This window comes from Streptomyces sp. CO7, from assembly GCF_053474865.1.
Map to the genome: position 1 here is coordinate 368,844 of NZ_JBRIOU010000005.1, position 1,796 is coordinate 370,639.

At 68.8% G+C, this 1,796-nt stretch carries 1 protein-coding gene and 1 tRNA gene; both read left to right on the plus strand.

Translation table 11 applies throughout. The annotated features are described in order from the left end of the window. Positions 1–76: 76 nt before the first annotated feature. Positions 77–150: transfer RNA gene (locus tag ACOV8S_RS20110), tRNA-Pro, on the plus strand. A 202-nt stretch (positions 151–352) separates the two neighbouring features. After that, positions 353–1,717 (plus strand): trigger factor, encoded by a 1,365-nt coding sequence (gene tig / locus ACOV8S_RS20115; protein WP_448319176.1) that lies wholly within the window; start codon positions 353–355, stop codon positions 1,715–1,717. Positions 1,718–1,796: the final 79 nt, after the last annotated feature.

The window sequence follows — 1,796 nt, forward strand, 5'->3', positions numbered from 1 at the left end:
GTCCCTCCCCCGGCCGGCGGGGCCGAAACCGGCGGCCGGCGACCCCCGCCGCGTGTACCCTACGGATCGCACCTGACGGGGTGTGGCGCAGCTTGGTAGCGCGTCCGCTTTGGGAGCGGAAGGCCGTGGGTTCAAATCCCGCCACCCCGACACCGAACGATCACCGGGCGCCCTCTGGGGTCCGGTGATCGGCTTTTGGGCGGTGTGGCGGCTGCGGTTACTATGCAAGCGCGCCCGTGTGCAGTCAGCCGTGAAGCTTCAGAGCCTGACGCCGAAGCCGCCCCGGTGCGCGAGTCGCCGGACCGTTCTGGTCCCGGCAAACCCAAGCAGTCAGCCACAAGGAGACCGAACCGTGAAGAGCGCCGTGGAGACCCTGAACCCGACCCGGGTTCGGCTCACTGTCGAGGTGCCCTTCGAGGAGCTCAAGGACAGCCTCGACGCGGCGTACAAGAAGATCAACCAGCAGGTCACGGTGAAGGGCTTCCGCAAGGGCAAGATCCCGGCCCGCGTCATCGACCAGCGGTTCGGCCGCGGTGCGGTTCTCGAGGAGGCGATCAACGACGCCCTCCCGAAGTTCTACACGCAGGCGGTCAACGAGGCCGACGTCGACCCGCTGGGCCAGCCCGAGGTCGACATCAAGGACCTCAAGGACGGCGAGCTGCTGAGCTTCACCGCCGAGGTGGACATCCGCCCGGAGATCGAGCTCCCCGAGGACTTCTCGAACATCGAGGTCGAGGTCGACGCCGTCGAGGTGTCCGACGAGGACGTCGAGAAGTCGGTCGAGCAGCTGCGTGAGCGCTTCGCCACCACCTCCCCGGTGGAGCGCGCCGCCGAGGACGGCGACGTGGTGACCCTGGACCTCGAGGCCAAGGTCGACGGCGAGGTCCTCGAGGACGGCGTCGCCAAGGACGTCAGCTACACCATCGGCTCGGGCGAGCTGCTGGACGGCATCGACGAGGCCGTCAAGGGCGTGGAGGCCGGTGGCGAGGCCACCTTCACCTCCGAGCTCAAGGGCGGCTCCGCCGCCGGCAAGCAGGCCGAGATCACGGTGAAGATCACCCAGGTCGCCGCGCGCGAGCTGCCGGCCCTGGACGACGAGTTCGCCCAGCTGGCCTCGGAGTTCGACACCCTCGAGGAGCTCAAGGCGGACAGCCGCTCGCGCCTCGAGAACATGAAGCAGTACGACCAGGCCACGCAGGCGCAGGAGCGCGTGCTGGACAAGCTGCTCGAGCTGATCGAGGTCCCGATCCCCGAGAAGCTGCTCGAGGACGAGATCCAGACCCGCAAGCACAACCTGGAGCACCACCAGCTCGGCCAGATGGGCCTCGACCTCGAGAAGTACCTCGAGATCCAGGGCAAGTCCGCCGAGGAGTTCGACACCGAGACGCGTGACGCCGCGATCAAGGGCATCAAGACCCAGTTCGTCCTCGACGCGCTGGTCAACCGCGAGAAGCTGAACGTCAACCAGGAGGAGCTCACCGAGCACCTCATGCGGCGTGCGGCCTCCTCCGGCATGTCCCCCGACCAGTTCGCGCAGCAGGTCGTCCAGGGCAACCAGGTCCCGATGCTGGTGGGCGAGGTCGCCCGCGGCAAGGCGCTGGCGTCGGTCGTGGAGTCCGCGACCGTCAAGGACACCAACGGTGAGGTCGTCGACCTGAGCGACGACGAGGACGAGGTGGAGGCCGAGGCCGCCACCGAGGAGACCCCGGAGGCCTGATCCTCCCGGCTCCCGAGCCGTCCCGGGCCCTGCTGCCCGCGCCACCGCGCGCGGGCAGCAGGGCCCGGTCCTTTTCCAG